Origin of the sequence: Pseudomonas sp. GCM10022186 (assembly GCF_042656385.1) — a bacterium.
Classification (GTDB): Bacteria; Pseudomonadota; Gammaproteobacteria; order Pseudomonadales; family Pseudomonadaceae; genus Metapseudomonas.
Genome location: NZ_JBHSOU010000007.1, coordinates 288,570 through 307,984, shown reverse-complemented (window position 1 = coordinate 307,984; position 19,415 = coordinate 288,570). Strand labels below are relative to the sequence as shown.

The window sequence follows — 19,415 nt, the reverse complement described above, 5'->3', positions numbered from 1 at the left end:
TGAAGCTGGAAGCTTGAAGCTGGAAGTAAAAAGCCGCTCGGGGGGCGCTCTTGCTTCCAGCTTCCAGCTTCAGGCTTTCGGCTCAGTCCTCCAGCAGCTCTTCGGCGGTGGCGACGATGTTGTCGACGGTGAAGCCGAAGTGCTCGAACAGCGCGGCAGCCGGGGCCGACTCACCGAAGGTGGTCATGCCGATCACGCGGCCTTCCAGGCCGACGTACTTGTACCAGAAGTCGGTATGGGCGGCCTCGATGGCGATGCGCGCACCGACCTGCACCGGCAGTACCTCCTGCTTGTAGGCGGCATCCTGCTGGTCGAACAGGCTGGTGGACGGCATGGACACCACGCGCACCTTGCGGCCGGCGGCGGTCAGCTTGTCGAAGGCCTGCACGGCCAGGCCGACTTCGGAGCCGGTGGCGATCAGGATCAGTTCCGGCTCGCCCTCGCTGTCCTTCAGCACGTAGCCGCCACGGGCGATGTTCGCCAGCTGGGCGGCGTCGCGCGCCTGGTGCGGCAGGTTCTGGCGGGAGAAGATCAGCGCGCTCGGGCCGTCGTTGCGCTCGATGGAGGACTTCCAGGCCACCGCGGATTCCACCGCATCGGCCGGACGCCAGGTGTTCAGGTTCGGGGTGCAGCGCAGGCTGGCCAGTTGTTCCACCGGCTGGTGGGTCGGGCCGTCCTCGCCGAGGCCGATGGAGTCGTGGGTGTAGACGAAGAGCACGCGCTTCTTCATCAGCGCGGCCATGCGCACGGCGTTGCAGGCGTATTCCATGAACACCAGGAAGGTGGCGCCGTAGGGAATGAAGCCGCCGTGCAGGGCGATGCCGTTCATGATGGCGCTCATGCCGAACTCGCGGACGCCGTAGTACAGGTAGTTGCCGGAGGCGTCGGAGGCCGTGACGCCCTTGCAGCCCTTCCACAGGGTCAGGTTGGAGCCGGCCAGGTCGGCCGAGCCACCGAGGAACTCCGGCAGCAGCGGGCCGAAGGCGTTCAGCGCGTTCTGGCTGGCCTTGCGGCTGGCGATGGTTTCGCCCTTGGCGGCCACTTCGGCGATGTAGGCATCGGCCTTGGCGGAGAAGTCGGCCGGCAGCTCGCCCTTGATGCGGCGCTGGAATTCGGCGGCCAGTTCCGGGTGGGCAGCGGCGTAGGCGGCAAAACGCTCGTTCCACTCGGCTTCGCGAGCGGCGCCGGCGGCCTTGGCGTCCCACTCGGCGTAGATCTCGGCCGGGACTTCGAAAGGCGCGTGGTTCCAGCCCAGGGCGGCGCGGGTCAGGGCGATCTCGTCATTGCCCAGCGGCGCGCCGTGGCACTCTTCCTTGCCCTGCTTGTTCGGCGAACCGAAGCCGATCACGGTCTTGCAGCAGATCAGGGTCGGACGGTCGCTGGACTTGCGCGCGGTCTCGATGGCGGTCTTGATCTCGTCGGCGTCATGGCCGTCGACGTTGCGGATCACCTGCCAGCCGTAGGCTTCGAAGCGCTTCGGGGTGTCGTCGGTGAACCAGCCGTGGACTTCGCCGTCGATGGAAATGCCGTTGTCGTCGTAGAAGGCGATCAGCTTGCCCAGGCCCAGGGTGCCGGCCAGGGCGCAGACTTCGTGGGAGATGCCTTCCATCATGCAGCCGTCGCCGAGGAACACGTAGGTGTTGTGATCGACGATGGCGTGGCCTTCGCGGTTGAACTGCGCGGCCAGGGTCTTCTCGGCGATGGCGAAGCCGACGGCGTTGGCGAGGCCCTGGCCCAGCGGGCCGGTGGTGGTCTCGACGCCGGCGGTGTAGCCGTATTCCGGGTGACCCGGGGTGCGGCTGCCGAGCTGGCGGAAGTTCTTCAGATCCTCGATGCCGAGGTCGTAGCCGGTGAGGTGCAGCAGCGAGTAGGCCAGCATCGAGCCGTGGCCGTTGGACAGCACGAAGCGGTCGCGGTTGGGCCACTCGGGGTTGTTCGGGTTGTGCTGCAGGTAATCCCGCCAGAGCACTTCGGCGATATCGGCCATCCCCATGGGGGCGCCGGGGTGGCCGCTGTTGGCTTTCTGCACCGCATCCATGCTCAGGGCACGAATGGCATTGGCACGCTCACGACGGCTGGGCATCGCTTATCTCCTGCAGGTCTGAATAGACGGCTAATCGAAAAAAGGCCGCTATTTTCGCCCAGCCGGCAGGTCGCGGGCAATCACAGATGGTCGCAGTTTCACCGGTCAGTTGCGCGAAAGTCCTGGCAACCGCCGATCAGCCAATATCAAAACTTTTTGATATTGGCATTGCGACACCAGAGGCCGGGGGCTAGACTGCGCCCCCTATGAGCCTGCGCGTACCCCAGATCCGCCATGACGACAGCGACGAGCTGGCCGCCCTCTGCAAGGCCGGCGGCGACCCGCTGCGGCTCTACGTGCTGCGGGCACTGGCCAACGACTCCTTCGGCGTGCTGGAACTGGCGCAGATCTTCGCCACCGGCCAGTCCGGCATGAGCCACCATCTCAAGGTACTGGCCCAGGCAGGCCTGGTGGCCACGCGGCGCGAGGGCAATGCGATCTTCTATCGCCGCGCCCTGGCGCAGAACGAGCGGGTCGGCGGCATGTTGCACGCGGCCCTGCTTGCCGAGGTCGACGAGCTGGAACTGCCGGCCGAGATCGGCGCACGGATAGGCGAGGTGCACGCCCAGCGCGAAGCCGTCAGCCGCGACTTCTTCGCCCGCGCGGCGGAAAAATTCCGGGCGCAGCAGGACCTGATCGCAGGACTGCCGCAATACCGTGAGAGTGTGTTGGCATTGCTCGATGCCCTGGGTTTTCCCTGCGGTGCCACGGCACTGGAAGTCGGCCCCGGCGACGGCGGTTTCCTGCCAGACCTGGCCCGGCGCTTCGCCCACGTCACCGCGCTGGACAACAGCGTGGCGATGCTGGAGCTGGCGCGGATGCGCTGTAACGATGAAGGCCTCGGCAATGTCGAGCTCAGGCTCGCCGATGCCCTGAACGACGAGCAGGCGGTCGCCGACTGCGTGGTGCTGAACATGGTCCTGCACCATTTCGCGGCGCCGGCCGATGCGATGAAACAATTGGCCCAGCGGGTGTTGCCGGGAGGCAGCCTGCTGGTGACCGAGTTGTGCAGCCACAACCAGAGTTGGGCCAGGGAGGCCTGCGGCGATCTATGGTTGGGCTTCGAACAGGACGACCTGGCCCGTTGGGCCAATGCCGCGGGGCTCACGCCCGGCGAGAGCCTCTACATTGGCTTGCGAAACGGCTTTCAGATTCAGGTGAGGCACTTCGCCAAACCGGATTCACGAAGCGAACTCACCCACCGGTAACTAATAGGAAAACCGATAGATGAGCGAATACTCCCTGTTTACCTCCGAATCCGTGTCCGAAGGCCATCCGGACAAGATCGCCGACCAGATTTCCGATGCCGTCCTCGACGCCATCATCGCCCAGGACAAGCACGCCCGCGTCGCCTGCGAAACCCTGGTCAAGACCGGTGTCGCCATCATCGCCGGCGAAGTCACCACCTCCGCCTGGGTCGACCTGGAAGAGCTGGTGCGCAAGGTCATCATCGACATCGGCTACAACAGCTCCGACGTCGGCTTCGACGGCGCCACCTGCGGCATCCTCAACATCATCGGCAAGCAGTCCCCCGACATCAACCAGGGTGTGGACCGCGCCAAGCCGGAAGACCAGGGCGCCGGCGACCAGGGCCTGATGTTCGGCTACGCCAGCAACGAAACCGACGTGCTGATGCCCGCCCCGATCTGCTTCTCCCACCGTCTGGTGGAGCGCCAGGCCGAAGCGCGCAAGTCCGGCCTGCTGCCGTGGCTGCGTCCGGACGCCAAGAGCCAGGTCACCTGCCGCTACGAGAACGGCAAGGTGGTCGGCATCGACGCCATCGTGCTGTCCACCCAGCACAACCCCGACGTGAAGTACTCCGACCTGCGCGAAGGCGTGATGGAGCTGATCGTCAAGCACGCCATCCCGGCCGAACTGCTGCACAAGGACACCCAGTTCCACATCAACCCGACCGGCACCTTCGTGATCGGCGGCCCGGTGGGCGACTGCGGCCTGACCGGTCGCAAGATCATCGTCGACACCTACGGCGGCATGGCCCGCCACGGCGGCGGCGCCTTCTCCGGCAAGGACCCGTCCAAGGTGGACCGCTCCGCCGCCTACGCCGGCCGCTACGTGGCCAAGAACATCGTCGCCGCGGGCCTCGCCGAGCGCTGCGAGATCCAGGTGTCCTACGCCATCGGCGTGGCCCTGCCGACCTCCATCTCGATCAACACCTTCGGCACCGGCAAGATCAGCGACGACAAGATCGTCCAGCTGGTCCGCGAACACTTCGACCTGCGTCCGTACGCCATCACCAGGATGCTCGACCTGCTGCACCCGATGTACCAGCCGACCGCGGCCTACGGCCACTTCGGCCGCAATCCCTTCGAGATGACCTACGGTGACGACACCTTCACCGCGTTCACCTGGGAGAAGACCGACAAGGCCGAAGCCCTGCGCGCCGCCGCTGGCCTCTGAGCCCTGCCGAAACAGGAAGCCCCGCCCGGTGCGGGGCTTTTTGTTGGGCGCGACGAAGGCCCCGTAGGATGGGTTGAGCGTAGCGATACCCATCGCCCCACATTCAGCGGCGCCCGAACAGGCAACCGGTTCGGCACGCGCCCACAAGCCGGAATACTAGAGTGGTCGCCTCCCCGACGAGCAAGGAGGCTCGCCATGCACCGCTGGATCGCCCTGCCCTTTCTCTGCGTCACCCTCCCCGCCCTGGCCGATGGCTGCCCCGACTGGCCAGCGGGCCGCGCCAGTGCCGAGCTGGCCGCCCTCGACAGCCGCATCGCCGAATGGGACCAGGCCTATCACGCCCAAGGCCGCTCGACGGTAGATGACGAACTCTACGATCAGGCCCGCGCCCGCCTGGAACAGTTGCGTGCCTGCTTCCCCGAGGCCGCGCCGCCGATTCGCGACCCGCTGGCGACCAGCCACGGCAAAGTCCGCCACCCCGTGGCCCAGACCGGCCTGGACAAGCTGCGGGACATCGACGACCTGCGCCGCTGGATGGGCCAGCGACGGGACCTCTGGGTCCAGCCCAAGGTGGATGGCGTGGCGATCACCCTGGTCTACCGGCAGGGGCGGCTGGTGCAGGCCATCAGCCGGGGCGACGGCAGCCAGGGGCAGGACTGGACCCGCCAGGCCCGACGCATCGCAGCCATTCCCGGCCAGCTGCCGGCAGTTGGCGATGGCGTGCTGCAGGGGGAACTCTACTGGCGGCTGGACGCCCATGTGCAAGCCACCCGGGGTGGCCGGGGCGCCCGCGGCAAGGTGGCCGGGCTGCTCAATCGCCAGGACCTGGCCGCGGCCGATGCCGCCGGCATCGGCCTCTTCGTCTGGGACTGGCCGGACGGGCCGGAGCGGATGGACGACCGTCTGCAGGGCCTGCAAGCCATGGGCTTCACCGGTGCCGTCGAGATGACCCGGCCGGTGCAGAGTGCCGAGGACATCGCAGCCTGGCGCCAACACTGGTACCGCTCGCCCCTGCCCTTCGCCAGCGACGGCATCGTCGTTCGCCAAAGCCGGCGGCCGGCCGCGCAGCAATGGAGGGCAGAGCCGCCGAAATGGGCCGTGGCCTGGAAATACCCCTTCGCCAAGGCGCTGGCGGAAGTCCGCGCGGTGGAGTTCAAGGTGGGCCGCACCGGCCGAATCACGCCCTTGCTCCGCCTGGCGCCGGTGGAACTGGACGGCCGGCGCATCCAGCGCATCGGCCTGGGCTCCCTCGAGCGCTGGCGGAACCTGGACATCCGCCCCGGTGACCAGGTGGCCATCGCCCTGGCCGGCCTCACCATTCCTCGACTGGACTCGGTGGTCGTGCGCGCCAGCCAACGCCCCGAAGTGGAAGCGCCGGCGCCGGACCGGTACCACGCCCTCAGCTGCTTCCGCCCCAACGAAGGTTGCCAGGAGCAATTCCTCGCCCGCCTGTCCTGGCTGAGCGGCCCCAGGGGGCTGGCGTTGAAGGGCGTGGGACGCGGCACCTGGGCCCGCCTGGAACTGGATGGACTGTTGGAGTGGCTGGAACTGGATGCCCGGACGCTGACGCAACGACCAGGCATAGGCGGCCGCCGGGCGGAGCAACTGGTGCAGCGCTTCGACGAAGCCCGCCGCCGGCCGTTCGGTCAGTGGCTGCGGGCACTGGGCATTCCTACGACGACTCCCGCCACCCTGGAGGGCGACTGGGCGTCACTGAGCCTGCGGACATCTGCGGACTGGCAGGCACTGGCCGGCATCGGCCCGGCGCGGGCCGGTCAGCTCAGGGCGTTCTTCCAGCACCCGGAAGTCCGTGAGCTGGCGCAGCGGCTCGGCGCCGAAGGCGTGGAGGGATTCGCCGCGCCTCAGTAGGCGCGGAACTCCTTGTGGCAGGCCTCGCAGCCGTCTTCCACCTTCTGTACCAGCGGTGCGACGCCCTGGGCGCTCAGCGGGCGGGCCTGGACGGCGCTGGCCAACTGGCCGGTGCTGGCCTCCAGTTCGCGCACCAGCTGCTGGAAGCGCTCCTGGCGCTGCCAGACTTCGTCGCGTGCGGCGCTGTCGGAGTCGCCTTCCTGAACCTGCGGGAAGTGCTGCCAGGGCTGGCGGGACAGTTGGTCGAGCCTGGTGGCCCCGCTGGCGAAACGCTGCTCGTCGAAACCGATGCGGCCGCGCAGCATGCCGCCGAGGTCCTCGCTGGTGCGCAGCATTTCCTTGAAGATCGCCTGGCGCTTGCCCAGCGGCGAATTGGGGTCCACACCGCCACAAGCGGCAAGACCAATGCAGGCGGCGAGGATCAGAAGCTTCTTGGCATTCATCGGGAAATCACGGGTAGGGCTGTAGGCGCGCGACAGTATCCCCACCTGCCCGGCAAATACCAAGCCTGGCGACAGTTTGTCGCACGCCGGAAAAAGACCGCCGGCGCCGCTCAAACTCGCGGCTCAGGGCCCCGCGGGGGACCTCGGCGACGGATCGGGAAAGCCGACGGGCTGCGCCGGCGAACCTGGATCAGACAGGCGGCATCCCTTCCTTGAAGCGGTCCTTGCTGTAGGTGATCTCGGTCTTGCCGTGGGGCGCCGGCAGACCATCCGCGCCCATGTTCACGAAGACCATCTTGTCGATGGTGAGGATGCTCTTGCGGGTGATCTTGTTGCGCACTTCGCAACGCAGGGTGATGGAGGTGCGGCCGAATTCGGTGGCGGTGATGCCCAGTTCGATGATGTCGCTCTGGCGCGCCGAACTGACGAAGTTGATCTCGGAAATGAACTTGGTGACCACGCGCTGGTTGCCGAGCTGGACGATGGCATAGATCGCGGCTTCCTCGTCTATCCACTTCAGCAGGCTGCCGCCGAACAGGGTGCCGTTGGGGTTGAGGTCTTCGGGCTTGATCCATTTGCGCGTATGGAAATTCATGCAGCGTCCTCCTGGTATGGGATGCCGCGCATCATGCCCGTCCGGCCACCGCGTGTCGTGGCAAGGCTTTCAATGGGCGCCATAGGCGCCCGGCCGGCGACGGAAAGCCTTGGGCTTGCCCGTCGGCGCCGCTATAATCCGCAGGTTTTTTCAAACGGCCGGCGCAGTCCGGTCGTTCCCGCCACCCGTCCGAGGGGCGCTGCAGCAAGTGGTGCCTGTTTCGAATCTTGCGAACCTCAGAGTATTTCTGCGGCACTCGACCAGATTCGAATCAGGCTCCGCCTGTCAGGCTCGGATGGGGCGTTTCGCAAACGCATCAACGGCGCCCATTCGCACATTACGAATGGAGACTCAGACATGAGCGCTGTCATGACGCCTGCCGATTTCAAAGACTACAAGGTCGCCGACATTTCCCTGGCCGCCTGGGGCCGCCGCGAGCTGATCATCGCCGAATCCGAGATGCCGGCGCTGATGGGCCTGCGCCGCAAGTACGCCGGCGAGCAACCGCTGAAGGGTGCGAAGATCCTCGGCTGCATCCACATGACCATCCAGACCGGCGTGCTCATCGAGACCCTGACCGCCCTGGGCGCCGAAGTGCGCTGGTCCTCCTGCAACATCTTCTCCACCCAGGACCAGGCCGCCGCCGCCATCGCCGCCGCCGGCATCCCGGTATTCGCCTGGAAGGGCGAGACCGAGGAGGAGTACGAGTGGTGCATCGAACAGACCATCCTCAAGGACGGCCAGCCCTGGGATGCCAACATGGTGCTGGACGACGGCGGTGACCTGACCGAGATCCTGCACAAGAAATATCCGCAGATGCTGGACAAGATCCACGGCATCACCGAGGAAACCACCACCGGCGTGCACCGCCTGCTCGACATGCTCAAGGCCGGCACCCTGAAAGTCCCGGCGATCAACGTCAACGACTCGGTGACCAAGAGCAAGAACGACAACAAGTACGGCTGCCGCCACAGCCTGAACGACGCCATCAAGCGCGGCACCGACCACCTGCTGTCCGGCAAGCAGGCCCTGGTGATCGGCTACGGCGACGTGGGCAAGGGCTCGGCCCAGTCCCTGCGCCAGGAAGGCATGATCGTGAAGGTCTCGGAAGTCGACCCGATCTGCGCCATGCAGGCCTGCATGGACGGCTTTGAAGTCGTTTCCCCCTACAAGAACGGCCTCAACGACGGCAGCGAGGCCAGCGTCGACGCCGCGCTGCTGGGCAGGATCGACCTGATCGTCACCACCACCGGCAACGTCAATGTCTGTGACGCCAACATGCTCAAGGCGCTGAAGAAGCGCGCCGTTGTCTGCAACATCGGCCACTTCGACAACGAGATCGACACCGCCTTCATGCGCAAGACCTGGGCCTGGGAGGAGGTGAAGCCGCAGGTGCACAAGATCCACCGCACCGGCAAGGACGGTTTCGACCCGCTCAACGACGACTACCTGATCCTGCTGGCCGAAGGCCGCCTGGTGAACCTGGGCAACGCCACCGGCCACCCGAGCCGGATCATGGATGGCTCCTTCGCCAACCAGGTGCTGGCGCAGATCCACCTGTTCGGCGCCAGGTTCGCCGACCTGCCGGCCGACGAGAAGGCCAAGCGCCTGAGCGTGGAAGTGCTGCCGAAGAAGCTGGACGAAGAAGTGGCGCTGGAGATGGTCAAGGGCTTCGGCGGCGTGGTCACCCAGCTGACCCGCCAGCAGGCCGACTACATCGGCGTGACGGTCGAAGGCCCCTTCAAGCCGGACACCTACCGCTACTAAAAAAGCCGCTGGAGGCCAGAGGCTGAAGGCTGGACGAAGGAGCGCCACCATGCCGCATTTCGTCCGGCCTTCAGCCTTCAGCCTCCAACGATCAAAGGACTCCCGGGCCGTCACTCGCCCGAAAGCCCCCCAGGATTCGCTCATGAGCTCCCCCGAACGCCGTTACAGCTTCGAGTTCTTCCCCGCCAAGACCGAAGCCGGGCACGAAAAACTCCTGGCCACCGCCCGCAACCTGGCCAGCTACCAGCCGGATTTCTTCTCCTGCACCTACGGTGCCGGCGGCTCCACCCGCGACCGCACCCTGCAGACCGTGCTGCAGCTGGACGGCGAGGTGAAGGTACCCACCGCCCCCCACCTGTCCTGCGTCGGCGACAGCAAGGCCGAACTGCGCGCCCTGCTGGCCCATTACAAGGACGCCGGCATCCAGCGCATCGTCGCCCTGCGCGGCGACCTGCCGTCCGGCATGGGCATGGCCAGCGGCGAGCTGCGCTTCGCCAACGAACTGGTGGAATTCATCCGCGCGGAAACCGGCGACCACTTCCACATCGAAGTCGCCGCCTATCCGGAAGTACACCCCCAGGCACGCAGCTACGAGGCCGACCTCGCCAACTTCATTCGCAAGGTCAAGGCCGGCGCCAGCAGCGCCATCACCCAGTACTTCTTCAACGCCGACAGCTACTTCTACTTCGTCGAGCGCGTACGCAAGCTGGGTGTGGATATTCCCGTGGTGCCGGGCATCATGCCGATCACCAACTACAGCAAGCTGGCGCGCTTCTCCGACGCCTGCGGCGCCGAGATCCCGCGCTGGATACGCAAGCAGCTGGAGGCCTACGCCGATGACGTGCAGAGCATCCAGGCCTTCGGCGAGCAGGTGATCACCGAGATGTGCGAACGCCTGCTGCAGGGCGGCGCCCCCGGCCTGCACTTCTACACCCTGAACCAGGCCGAACCCAGCCTGGCGATCTGGAAGAACCTCAAGCTGCCGCGTTGAGTTTCGCGTGGAAGTTGGAGAGGCCGGGCATTGTCCCGGCCTTTCCGCCTCATCAGCCCGTTCTTCTCCTTCGGCACGCCAGCCGGCAGGCGCGCCGCAACCGTTGAGCAGCGCGAGGGCTGTACATTGCGTCGGAACTGTTATACTCGGCGCTCCGTCAGGCATACGCCCGGACGCTGAGCCATCCCTTCGGCCAGCAGGACCGGTCGGGATCGCGCGCCACTGCCGCGATTCTAGCCAGACACGATCACCCTATCGGGCCAGCCCCTTAGAACTACACAGGATCTCCCATGTCCTTTGCTTCCCTCGGTCTCTCCGAGGCATTGGTCGGCGCCGTCGAAGCCGCCGGCTACGCCCAGCCCACTCCCGTGCAACAGCGGGCCATCCCCGCCGTGTTGCAAGGTCGCGACCTGATGGTTGCGGCCCAGACTGGCACCGGCAAGACCGCCGGTTTCGCGCTGCCCGTTCTGGAACGCTTGTTCCCCAACGGCCACCCCGACAAACCCCATCGTCACGGCCCGCGCCAGGCGCGCGTGCTGGTGCTGACCCCGACTCGCGAGCTGGCGGCCCAGGTGCATGACAGCTTCAAGATCTACGCCCGCGACCTGAGCCTGACCAGCGCCTGCATCTTCGGCGGTGTCGGCATGAATCCCCAGGTCCAGGCACTGGCCAAGGGCCTCGACCTGCTGGTGGCCTGCCCCGGCCGCCTGCTCGACCTGGCCGGCCAGGGCGCAGTCGATCTCTCCCATGTGGAGATCCTGGTGCTCGACGAGGCCGACCGGATGCTCGACATGGGCTTCATCCACGACGTGAAGAAAGTCCTCGCCAAGCTCCCGCCCAAACGCCAGAACCTGCTGTTCTCGGCGACCTTCTCGAAAGACATCGTCGAACTCGCCAACAAGCTGCTGCACGATCCCGAACGCATCGAAGTGACTCCGCCGAACACCACGGTGGAGCGCATCGAGCAGCGCGTGTTCCACCTCCCCGCCAGCCACAAGCGCGCCCTGCTGGCGCACCTGGTCACGGTCGGCGCCTGGGAACAGGTCCTGGTCTTCACCCGCACCAAGCACGGCGCCAACCGCCTGGCCGAGTACCTCACCAAGCACGGCCTGTCTGCCGCCGCGATCCACGGCAACAAGAGCCAGAACGCCCGCACCAAGGCCCTGGCCGACTTCAAGGCCAATGACATCCGCATCCTGGTGGCCACCGACATCGCCGCCCGCGGCCTGGATATCGACCAGTTGCCCCACGTGGTCAACTTCGAGCTGCCCAACGTCGAGGAAGACTATGTGCACCGTATCGGCCGTACCGGCCGTGCCGGCCGCAGCGGCGAAGCCATCTCCCTGGTGGCGCCGGATGAGGAGAAGCTGCTCAAGGCCATCGAGCGCCTGACCAAGCAGAAGATCCCCGCCGGCGACACCCAGGGCTTCGACCCGACAAGCGTCGAGGCCGAGCGCCCCGAAGCCCGCCCGCCGCGCCCCGAGCGCCAGCCGCGCGCCAACAAGCCCAAGCGCGAGGCCAAGGCCGCCGCGCCCCAGGCCCAGGTGCCGGGCGAGGCCAAGGAAGCGCAGGAAGCCGGGGAAGGCACCGAAGGCAAGCCGCGCAAGAGCCGCAACCGCCGCCGTGGCAAAGGCAAGGGCCAGGAACAGGGCCAGCAGGCCGCCAGCCAGCAGCGCCAGCAACAGCAACCCAAGCAGCCGAAGCAGGCACGTGCGCCGCAGTCGACTCCGGAACGCGATCCGGAAGAGTTCCTCGACGACGACGTGGACAACTTCGGCAATCGTGTCGACTACGTGAGCCCCTATCCGCCCAAGGGCCAATCTCAGGGCCGTAACCAGCGCCGTGGCGGCCAGGGCCAGGGTCAAGGCCAGCGCCAGCAGGGCCAGCAGGGTCAGGGCCAGGGCCGCAGCGGCCAGGGGCGTGGCCAGGGTGGCAGCCAGGGCCAGAAGCAGGGTGGCCAGAAGCAGGGCCAGCAACGCCAGGGCCAGGGCAAGGCGGCCAAGGGCCGTGGCAATAGCCAGCGCCGTGACGATCAACTGGTGTCCCGTGGCCGCGACGAGCCGGCCGTGCAGGACCCGCGCGCCAGCAAGCCGGCGCCGAAGATCATCATGAAGGAGTCCCGCGCCGACCGCTTCCCGACACCCGAACAGCTGGACGAACTGCAACAGAGCAGCCGTCCGCGCGGCGAGAAGCCGGCATTGCTGACCCGCAACCGCTGAGTGTCCCGCTCGTGAAAACGCCGGCTCGATGCCGGCGTTTTCGTTTGTGCGGAAAAGCCCACAAGACAAACGGTAGGGTGCGCTGCGCGCACCGGAACATCTGCGCGGAACCATGGTGCGCACGGCGCACCCTACCGAGCCCCTGGAACCCTCGTGCTTATGAGCGCACGCCCTCGAAGGAGATGATCAACTGGACTTCCTGGGAAGCCGGGCCGAGGTCCTTCAGGATGGCGAAGTCCTTCAGCTTGATGGTGGCGGTGCCTTCGAAGCCGGCGCGGTAGCCGCCCCAGGGGTCGTCGCCCTCGCCGACGAACTTGGCCCGGATCACCACCGGCCTGGTGACGCCGTTCAGGGTCAGCTTGCCGGTGACGTCGGCAGTGCCCTGGCCGGTGGACTTCACCGAGGTGGACTCGAAGGTGGCAGTCGGGTTCTTGCGGACGTTGAGGAGGTCATCGCCCTTGATGTGCTTGTCGCGCTCGGCGTGGTTGGTATCGACGCTGGCTGTCTTCAGGATCACCTTGACCTTGCTCGCCTCGGGGTTCTTCTCGTCGAAGCTGAAGCTGCCGTCGAAGTCCTTGAAAGTGCCGTAGATGTAGCTGTAGCCCAGGTGGCCGATCTTGAAGTTGACGAAGGCGTGCTGGCCTTCCTTGTCGATCACGTAGTCGGCGGCCAGGGCCTGGCCCGCGAACAGCGCGGCGCCGAGCGTCAGCGCAACGAAGGTTTTCTTCAGCATCGGTGAATCTCCTTGTTGATGGGCGGGAGATCCTCTGTAGACCTGGTCTGGATAGTTCGTTCAGATTTCCACAGAAAGCATGCCGAGCGCACGCATCACGGATCGAGCGCGCAAGTGGCACCCCAGCAGTTTGTTTTGACACTGCCGATGCGGAGATATTCCAGGGCTGGCCATGCGGGCCGGACAGCAAAACGCCGGCTGGAAGCCGGCGTCTTGCAGAAGCGGTAAAGCGTGCTCAGGAACGCACGCCCTCGAAGGAGATGATCAGCTGGGCTTCCTGGGAAGCCGGGCCGAGGTCCTTCTGGATGTCGAAGTCCTTCAGCTTGATGGTGGTGGCGCCTTTGAAGCCGGCGCGGTAGCCGCCCCAGGGGTCGTTACCTTCACCCACGAACTTGGCCTGGATCACCACCGGCTTGGTGACGCCGTTCAGGGTCAGGTTGCCGGTCACGTCGGCAGTGCCCTGGCCGGTGGACTTCACCGAGGTGGACTCGAAGGTGGCGACGGGGTTCTTGCTGGCGTTGAGGAAGTCGGCGCTGCGGATGTGCTTGTCACGCTCGGCGTGGTTGGTGTCCACGCTGGCGGTCTTCAGGGTCACCTTGATCTTGCTGGCCTCGGGGTTCTTCTCGTCGAAGCTGAAGGCGCCGTCGAAGTCCTTGAAGGTGCCGTAGATGTAGCTGTAGCCCAGGTGGCCGATCTCGAAGTTGACGAAGGCATGCTGGCCTTGCTTGTCGATCACGTAGTCGGCGGCCATGGCCTGGCCAGCGAAGAGCGCGGTACCGAGGGTCAGCGCAGCGAAGGTTTTCTTCAGCATCGGTGAATCTCCTTGTTGAGAGGTTGCAGCTTTATTTGGCGGCGCGACCGAGCATGCGGGTCAGGGTCGCGTCGCGATCGATGAAATGGTGCTTGAGAGCGGCCAGGGCATGGATGCCGGCGAAGATCAGCAGGCCCCAGGCGAGGTATTCATGGATGGCGCCGGCGACATCTTCCTGGTCGGGAATGGAGGTCAGGGTGGCCGGCACCTCGAACAGGCCGAATACGGCGATGCCACGGCCTTCGGCGGTGGAGATCAGGTAACCGGAGATCATCAGGGCGAACAGCCCGACATAGAGCACCAGGTGGCCCAGCTTGGAGCCCAGGCGGGTCATCGGGCCGTGGTTGGGCAGGGCCGGAGGCGGCGGGCTGATGAAACGCCACGCCAGGCGCGCCAGCATCACCAGGAAGAGCAGGATGCCGACGCCCTTGTGGATGTCCGGGGCGGTCTTGTACCAGCTGCTGTAGTAGTCCAGCCCGACCATCCACAGGCCCAGGGCGAACAGGGCGACGAACACCAGGGCCACCCCCCAGTGCAGGAAAATGCTGACCGCGCCGAAGCGGGACGGGGAGTTGCGCCATTGCATGAAGGACATCCTTGGGGGAACGCGAGCTTTGTATACAGGGCCGACAAAGGTTAGCGACAAATCTATCGAATTAAAGCGGAAAATTTCGCTTTGAAATATCGAGTAATACGATCTTTATAACCAATGGGATCTTGCTGGATTGTGTCGGCGGGATAGCCCGACGGTTCGTCGGACGCGGCCGAAGGGCCTTCAGGGCGGGGACCGGCGGCAAAGAGGTTTGCCGCCGGGTGTGGCACTCAGTTGAACAGGCGCGAGAAAAAGCCCTTCTTCTCTTCCTTGGTGGACGCCTTGAGCGCCGCCTCGGGCTTGGCTTCGGCCAGGGTTTCCAGCGGACCGACGGCCTTGCCGGCCTTGAGGTCGATGACCTGGGTGGCGGCGCGTTGTCCGCTGCGCAGGGCGCCTTCCAGGGTGCCGGGATAAAGCGCGTCGGTGTGCTCGCCGGCGAACACCACGCGACCCAGGGGCTGCTCCCACATGCGCCAGTAGAGGCTGATCTCGCCCGGACCATAGGCCAGGTAGGCACCACCGGCCAGGGCGTCCTTGCCGTAGCGACGCAGCTCGAAGCCCCTGAACTGCTCGCGGGCACCCGGGTAGAGCTTGTCGAAGCGGATCAGCACCTGGTCGACCATCTGCCGGTCGCCGAAGGCCTGCATCAGGCGCGCGTTGTCACCGGACAGGTTGATCAGCAGGTTGGCGCCCCCCTTGAGGGCTGGCTCGACCCACAGCATGCCCAGGCCCTGGTCGCTGTAGACCTCGCCCGAGAGGCGGCTCTTGCCCCAGACAGGCTTCTTGAACTTGAGCAGCATCTGGTCGCGCCAGCCATAGTTGATGTCCTTCAGGGCACGCAACTGCAGGGCCGAGAGGGACGGTGTCAGGCTGATCTTGCCCAAGGCCGGCAGCGGTACGGCGAGGACGGCGTAGTCGGCGCTGTAACCGGCGCCACCGACCTTGACCGTGACGCCCTCCTTCTCCTGCACGATGGCCGAGACGCGGGCGTTGGTCTTGATGGTCTTCAACTGCTTGGCCATGGCCTGGGCCAGGCCATGGCTGCCACCGGGCAGGCGCGCAGCGCGCATCTCGGTGTCCGGCAGGCCACGGTAGACGCGGGCCTGCTGGGCCAGGTAGAGCAGCGACAGGCGCGAGGGCTCGTCATAGCGCGAACGGATGCGCTGCTCCACGAGAGCCTTGGCGGTGGGCGGCAGGTTCAGCTTTTCCAGCCAGCGGGCGACGCTGATGGAGTCCAGGGTCTGCAGGGTGTGGTTGGCCAGCGGCTTCATCGGGTCGTCGATGGAGGCGGCCAGGTCGTCCAGGCTCTTGTCGAAGCGCTTCAGGCCTTCCACTGTGCTGGGCGCTTCCTTGAGCAGGTCGGCTTCGGAGAAGTAATGGCCGCCCACCAGGTAGCCCGGGGTGCGCACGTAGTCCGGCGCGGACACGGCCTTGAGCTTGAACTGGTCGAGATAGCTATAGAGCACCGGCTGCAGCTTGGCGCTGCCGACCCACTCGCTGGCCGCCAGACCAGAGCGGCCGCCGATGCTCGGCTTGGCCTCCAGCAGGGTGACCTGCCAGCCTTTCTGTTGCAGCTCGTAGGCCGAGGTCAGGCCGGCCATGCCGCCGCCGATGACGATGGCCGTCGGCTGCTTGTCCTTGGCCAGCGCCGTCGCGCTGAGCCCTCCCACTATGATCAGCGCCAAGGCGCGCCAGGCTGCAGGCATGAAGATTCCCCCGGTGAAGCAGCGTCGTTCGAAAGTGGCGCGCAGGATACGCCAGGCCCGGCGGCCGGGCCAGACGTGCCGCGGGGGCGGAAGCGCACGTCCTGCTTGTCCGGGGCCGAGCCATTGCATAGGCTTCGCCGATCGCTACAGGAGAACGACTCATGGGCCTCAACGCCGACTGGATGCAACGCGACCTTTCCGTGCTCTGGCACCCCTGCACCCAGATGAAGGATCACGAACGCCTGCCGGTGGTGCCGATCCGCCGTGGCGAGGGCGTCTGGCTGGAAGATTTCGAGGGCAGACGCTACCTGGACGCCGTCAGCTCCTGGTGGGTCAACGTCTTCGGCCACGCCAACCCGCGCATCAACCAGCGCATCAAGGACCAGGTGGACCAGCTGGAACACGTGATACTGGCCGGCTTCAGCCATCAGCCGGTGATCGAGCTGTCCGAACGCCTGGTGAAGATCACGCCCAAGGGCCTGGACCGGGTGTTCTACGCCGACAACGGTTCCTCCGGCATCGAGGTGGCGCTGAAGATGAGCTACCACTTCTGGCGCAACCAGGGCCGCGAGCGCAAGAAACGCTTCGTCACCCTGACCAACAGCTACCACGGCGAAACCGTGGCAGCGATGTCGGTGGGCGACGTGGCGCTGTTCACCGAGACCTACAAGTCGCTGCTGCTGGACACCCTCAAGGTGCCGAGCCCGGACTGTTACCTGCGCCCGGATGGCATGGGCTGGGAAGAGCACTCCCGCGCCATGTTCGCCCATATGGAGCGCACCCTGGCCGAACACCATGAAGAAGTGGCGGCGGTGATAGTCGAGCCGCTGATCCAGGGCGCCGGCGGCATGCGCATGTACCACCCGGTGTACCTCAAGCTGCTGCGCGAGGCCTGCGACCGCTACGGCGTGCACCTGATCCACGACGAGATCGCCGTCGGCTTCGGCCGCACCGGGACGATGTTCGCCTGCGAGCAGGCCGGCATCGCCCCGGACTTCCTGGTGCTGTCCAAGGCCCTGACCGGGGGCTACCTGCCCATGGCCGCGGTGCTCACTTCCGAGACCGTCTACCAGGGTTTCTACGACGATTACCAGACCCTGCGCGCCTTCCTCCATTCGCACACCTACACCGGCAATCCGCTGGCCTGCGCCGCCGCGCTGGCGACCCTGGATATCTTCGAAGAGGACCGGGTGATCGAGGCCAACCGCAAGCTGGCCGCGCGCATGGCCACCGCCACCGCCCACCTGGCGGACCACCCCAACGTGGCCGAAGTGCGCCAGACCGGCATGGTGCTGGCCATCGAGATGGTCCGGGACAAGGCCGGCAAGACGCCCTACCCCTGGCAGGAGCGCCGCGGCCTGAAGGTCTTCCAGCACGCCCTGGAGCGTGGCGCGCTGCTGCGCCCGCTGGGTAACGTGGTGTACTTCCTGCCGCCCTATGTGATCACCGAGGAACAGATCGACTTCCTCGCCACGGTCGCCAGCGAAGGCATCGACATCGCCACCCGCGAGGCGGTCAGCGTGCCGGTAGACGCCGATCTGCATCCCAACCATCGCGATCCGGGCTAATAGCAGCTGGAAGCTGGAAGCTGGAAGACTGAAGCTGGAAGCCAAAGCCGTTACACTTCAAGCTTTCAGCTTCCGGCTTCCAGCTTTCTCCTATGCGCCTCTCCCGTTTCTTCATCGACGCCCCGCTCTCCCTCGGCCAGCACGAACTGCCCGAAGCCCAGGCCCACTACATCGGCCGCGTGCTGCGCCTCGCGGCCGGCGACGCCGTGCAGCTGTTCGACGGTTCCGGCCAGGAATTCCTCGGCGAGCTGGTGGAAATGGGCAAGAAAACCGTGCGGGTGGAACTGCGCGAGGCTTTCGCCGGGATGGCCGAGTCGCCCCTGCGCGTGCATCTCGGCCAGGGCCTGTCGCGCGGCGAGCGCATGGACTGGGCGATCCAGAAGGCCACCGAGCTGGGCGCGATGGAGATCAGCCCCATCGTCAGCGAGCGCTGCGAAGTACGGCTGAAGGACGAGCGCGCCGACAAGCGCCTGGCCCACTGGCGCCAGGTCGCCATCAGCGCCTGCGAGCAATGCGGCCGCTCGGTGCTGCCGGTGATCCATGCGCCGGTGGCCCTGGCCGACTGGCAGCGTCAGGTGGAGGCCGACCTCAGGCTGGTCCTGCACCCGGTGGCCGAGCCCCTGGCAAGCCATGCGAGGCCCGCCACCCTGGCTTTCCTCATCGGCCCCGAGGGCGGCCTGTCCGAGGCCGAAGTGGATGCGGCCAAGGCCGCGGGATTCCATGCCGCACGCCTGGGACCACGGGTGCTGCGCACCGAGACGGCGCCGGTGGTGGCGCTCAGCGTGGCGCAGCAGCTGTGGGGGGATTTTTAGGCTGAAAGCTGAAAGCTGAAAGCTGAAAGCTGAAAGCTGAAAGCTGAACGAATCTTGCCCGGTCCGTAGGGTGGATAGCGCTTTTCTATCCACCAGCGATGCATTGCAAGACGCCGATGGTGGAAATTCCCAAAGGGATTCCCACCCTTAGGCTGGAGGCTGGGCAGGGTTCCTTCGGACCGGCATCGGGCCAAGCTTTTTCGTCCAGCCTTCAGCCTCCAGCGCTCTCGTCGCTCGTTTGTTGGGTTTCGTACCTCTATCCAACCTACGGCGGAGCGCTCTTTCGTTCAGCCTTCAGCCGTCAGCCTCCAGCGGTTTATTCGGCTCTTCCGCCCTTTCAGATCAGTCCCGCATCCGCCAGCATCTGTTCCAGGCCCACCAGGTCGGGGATCCTCGCCACCTCGGTGCCCAGTTGCACGGCGTCCAGCTCCAGTCTCGACAGCGGTGCGTTGGCGCGGGGGAGGTCCTCTTCCAGCTTCAGGGAGCGGGGGATGCCTTGCAGCAGCAGGGCGATGAACTTCACATGGGGGCGGCCGCCCAGGGCGTTGAGCACAGCGACCCGGGCACCGGCGCCGACCTTGGCTTCGCCACCGGCGGCGGCCTCGAAGGACAGCAGGGGGAGGCGCAGGTCGCGCCAGGCCACTTGCCCCAGCAACCAGCCAGGCAGGCCAGCCGTCGCCTGGGGCGCGCGGTAGGGGATGAGTTCGGCCAGGGCCACGTTGGGCACCAGCAGGGTTCGGTCGGCCAGGGGCAGCAGCAGCCCGGTGAGGCTGGCGGCGCTGTTCTGGGTGGTAACGGCTTGGCTCAT

15 protein-coding genes, 1 pseudogene and 1 riboswitch are annotated in these 19,415 nt (G+C 66.2%); of the genes and pseudogenes, 8 read left to right on the top strand and 8 right to left on the bottom strand.

Annotated elements, in window-relative coordinates:
- Positions 1–82: 82 nt before the first annotated feature.
- Positions 83–2,083, bottom strand: a complete 2,001-nt coding sequence (gene tkt, locus ACFPU0_RS05485) for a transketolase (RefSeq protein ID WP_377691774.1) — start codon at positions 2,081–2,083, stop codon at positions 83–85.
- Positions 2,084–2,289: 206 nt separating this feature from the next.
- Here tkt and ACFPU0_RS05480 point away from each other — a divergent pair, with 206 nt between their 5' ends.
- From ACFPU0_RS05480 to ligB, 3 genes are all read left to right on the top strand, one after another.
- The gene (locus tag ACFPU0_RS05480; RefSeq protein ID WP_377691773.1) at positions 2,290–3,291 is read left to right on the top strand and encodes a metalloregulator ArsR/SmtB family transcription factor; all 1,002 of its coding nucleotides are present in this window, start codon (positions 2,290–2,292) and stop codon (positions 3,289–3,291) included.
- A gap of 19 nt (positions 3,292–3,310) precedes the next feature.
- Positions 3,311–4,501 carry a methionine adenosyltransferase gene (metK, locus tag ACFPU0_RS05475; protein ID WP_377691772.1) on the top strand — a complete coding sequence of 397 codons (1,191 nt, stop codon included), beginning with the start codon at positions 3,311–3,313 and terminating at the stop codon, positions 4,499–4,501.
- A 195-nt stretch (positions 4,502–4,696) separates the two neighbouring features.
- Entirely contained in the window at positions 4,697–6,370 is a 1,674-nt protein-coding gene (gene ligB / locus ACFPU0_RS05470; RefSeq protein ID WP_377691771.1) for an NAD-dependent DNA ligase LigB, read from the top strand.
- Here ligB and ACFPU0_RS05465 read toward each other — a convergent pair.
- Positions 6,364–6,813 carry a c-type cytochrome gene (locus ACFPU0_RS05465; protein ID WP_377691770.1) on the bottom strand — a complete coding sequence of 150 codons (450 nt, stop codon included), beginning with the start codon at positions 6,811–6,813 and terminating at the stop codon, positions 6,364–6,366. The genes ligB and ACFPU0_RS05465 overlap by 7 nt on opposite strands.
- A 190-nt stretch (positions 6,814–7,003) precedes the next feature.
- On the bottom strand, positions 7,004–7,408 hold the full coding sequence (locus ACFPU0_RS05460) for an acyl-CoA thioesterase (RefSeq protein WP_377691769.1): 405 nt from the start codon (positions 7,406–7,408) through the stop codon (positions 7,004–7,006).
- 185 nt (positions 7,409–7,593) lie between these two features.
- Positions 7,594–7,743: riboswitch (S-adenosyl-L-homocysteine riboswitch) on the top strand.
- A gap of 22 nt (positions 7,744–7,765) precedes the next feature.
- Between ACFPU0_RS05460 and ahcY the strand changes: the two genes are divergently transcribed.
- From ahcY to ACFPU0_RS05445, 3 genes are all read left to right on the top strand, one after another.
- The gene (gene ahcY, locus ACFPU0_RS05455; RefSeq protein ID WP_377691768.1) at positions 7,766–9,175 is read left to right on the top strand and encodes an adenosylhomocysteinase; all 1,410 of its coding nucleotides are present in this window, start codon (positions 7,766–7,768) and stop codon (positions 9,173–9,175) included.
- A 142-nt stretch (positions 9,176–9,317) separates the two neighbouring features.
- On the top strand, positions 9,318–10,166 hold the full coding sequence (metF, locus tag ACFPU0_RS05450) for a methylenetetrahydrofolate reductase [NAD(P)H] (protein ID WP_377691767.1): 849 nt from the start codon (positions 9,318–9,320) through the stop codon (positions 10,164–10,166).
- 290 nt (positions 10,167–10,456) lie between these two features.
- The gene (locus tag ACFPU0_RS05445; RefSeq protein ID WP_377691766.1) at positions 10,457–12,385 is read left to right on the top strand and encodes a DEAD/DEAH box helicase; all 1,929 of its coding nucleotides are present in this window, start codon (positions 10,457–10,459) and stop codon (positions 12,383–12,385) included.
- Between the two features lie 157 nt (positions 12,386–12,542).
- Here ACFPU0_RS05445 and ACFPU0_RS05440 read toward each other — a convergent pair whose 3' ends face one another.
- From ACFPU0_RS05440 to ACFPU0_RS05425, 4 genes and pseudogenes are all read right to left on the bottom strand, one after another.
- The gene (locus tag ACFPU0_RS05440; RefSeq protein ID WP_377691765.1) at positions 12,543–13,118 is read right to left on the bottom strand and encodes a YceI family protein; all 576 of its coding nucleotides are present in this window, start codon (positions 13,116–13,118) and stop codon (positions 12,543–12,545) included.
- Positions 13,119–13,353: 235 nt separating this feature from the next.
- A complete protein-coding gene (locus ACFPU0_RS05435) occupies positions 13,354–13,929 on the bottom strand; it encodes a YceI family protein (RefSeq protein WP_377691764.1) in 576 nt (191 codons plus the stop codon).
- Positions 13,930–13,960: 31 nt separating this feature from the next.
- Positions 13,961–14,515 (bottom strand): cytochrome b, encoded by a 555-nt coding sequence (locus ACFPU0_RS05430; protein WP_377691763.1) that lies wholly within the window; start codon positions 14,513–14,515, stop codon positions 13,961–13,963.
- Positions 14,516–14,757: 242 nt separating this feature from the next.
- Positions 14,758–16,227: pseudogene (locus ACFPU0_RS05425) on the bottom strand (flavin monoamine oxidase family protein); the annotation flags it as partial.
- Between the two features lie 161 nt (positions 16,228–16,388).
- Here ACFPU0_RS05425 and ACFPU0_RS05420 point away from each other — a divergent pair.
- Both ACFPU0_RS05420 and ACFPU0_RS05415 read left to right on the top strand, forming a co-directional pair.
- Complete coding sequence (locus ACFPU0_RS05420) at positions 16,389–17,795, top strand: adenosylmethionine--8-amino-7-oxononanoate transaminase (protein ID WP_377691762.1); 1,407 nt, start codon at positions 16,389–16,391, stop codon at positions 17,793–17,795.
- A 92-nt stretch (positions 17,796–17,887) separates the two neighbouring features.
- Entirely contained in the window at positions 17,888–18,607 is a 720-nt protein-coding gene (locus ACFPU0_RS05415; protein ID WP_377691761.1) for a 16S rRNA (uracil(1498)-N(3))-methyltransferase, read from the top strand.
- A 337-nt stretch (positions 18,608–18,944) separates the two neighbouring features.
- Here ACFPU0_RS05415 and ACFPU0_RS05410 read toward each other — a convergent pair whose 3' ends face one another.
- Positions 18,945–19,415: a chemotaxis protein CheW gene (locus ACFPU0_RS05410; RefSeq protein WP_377691760.1), complete on the bottom strand. Its 471-nt coding sequence runs from the start codon at positions 19,413–19,415 to the stop codon at positions 18,945–18,947.